This is a genomic window from Eubacterium sp. 1001713B170207_170306_E7 (assembly GCF_015547515.1).
Lineage (GTDB): Bacteria > Bacillota > Clostridia > Eubacteriales > Eubacteriaceae > Eubacterium.
On record NZ_JADMVE010000020.1, the window covers coordinates 1 to 1,462 of the forward strand.

A 1,462-nucleotide genomic window follows, 5' to 3' on the forward strand; every position below is an offset into this window, starting at 1 on the left:
TTATTTGATCTTGAATTTTTCCGGAAGGTGTTCGTTCAGCAGGTCTTTCTGAGCCTGTGTCATATCCGGTAACTCAAAGCTTTCGATTCTTTCCTGGTAAACCTTGTAAGCGCGTTCCTGAATCGGCGGCGTGGCGGCACGGCCTTCTTCGTTGCAGGTACCGCGGTTAAAGACCGGGCTGGTGAGGTAGGTTTCTTCACGGTAGTCCTTGGGGGTTCTGCCCTTCAGGTAAACGCCGCGTGGGCCAACCTTCTTGATCAGCTCGACGTTGGCTTTCTTTTCGGAGATGGCCACGCCGTCGTGGAGGCGCTTCATGTAGCGCAGCATTTCTTCGTCCATCATGAATTTCGGGAAGCTGAGCAGGTTAAAATTGGACAGGTCGCCGGAGGCATGGGGCAGGATGCAGGCATTGGACAGGGCAACGGCCAATGCGCCCAGGGTGCTTTCAACGCCGGCCTGGTAGTCGTAGGTGAAGCCGTCGGCCAGGGCGCCGGAGCAGCGGACGGGAATCCGGTAGAAGTCGCCCATGGCGATGTGGCCGGACATGATCATCAGGAATTCGGGGGCGCCGGTCATCAGTCGGACTTCACGCATATCGGATACGGATGAGAATGGGCTTAAGATCACGGGTAAGCCGGGTTCGATCAGCTGGATCATCACGGCCACGGCCAGCATGTTGGCGAAGTCGGCGACGATGGAGCCCATCAGGGACGGCGGCGCGGTCATATTGGTCATGGAGCAGGTGGTGATGGTGATCGGCTGTTTTTCTTCGGCGAAGGCAAAGTAGTGCTCCAGCGCGTCGGTCCCGACGGTCAGCGGCGGCAGCACGCACATACCGGAGTAGCAGACGTAATCGTCGAAGTTATCCATGTATTTCTTGATCAGCTGCACGCATTCACGGGCGCCTTCTCTGGCATTGCCACGTTTGTAGTTGTGCGGGGTGATCCCTAAAATGTTGTACATGGGCTTGCGGGAGTATTTTGCCATCATGGCCATCTGGGCCAGGGCGGATTCGGTCGGGCAGTTTTCAAAGCCCGGAATATCGGCGGCTACCTGGCTGGAGATGCCGTAAACATCGCTGGTGTTGATGATTTTGTAGAAGTTTTCCAAATCGTCGGCGTTGGTCTGGCGGTAGTTGCCGTCCCAGTCTTCCAGGTTCGGGCAGCCGTTGGTTGGTGCAACCACTAACCCCTTGCCAATCCCGATTTCCAGCTTGCTTTCCGGTCCCACGATTTCAAAGGATTCCGGAATGGTGCTCAGCGCTTTATTGAGGAGTTCTTCTGGAATAAAGACCAGGTCCCCTTCAACCCGGGCGCCGTGTTTTTTGAACAGCTCCAGCGCTTCTTCATATTCAAACTTAACGCCAACTTCGTTAAATACACGCAGAACACTTTCATGAATCAGTTCGATATCATCCTTTGAATAAAATGTGTTGAATAAATTACCTTTTAACATAACCCTT

General features: G+C 54.2%; 1 protein-coding gene. It reads right to left on the reverse strand.

What is annotated here, in order from left to right:
- Positions 1-1,462 (reverse strand): trimethylamine methyltransferase family protein (locus tag I2B62_RS20360; RefSeq protein ID WP_243259650.1); only part of this gene is annotated, 1,462 nt, incomplete at its 5' end.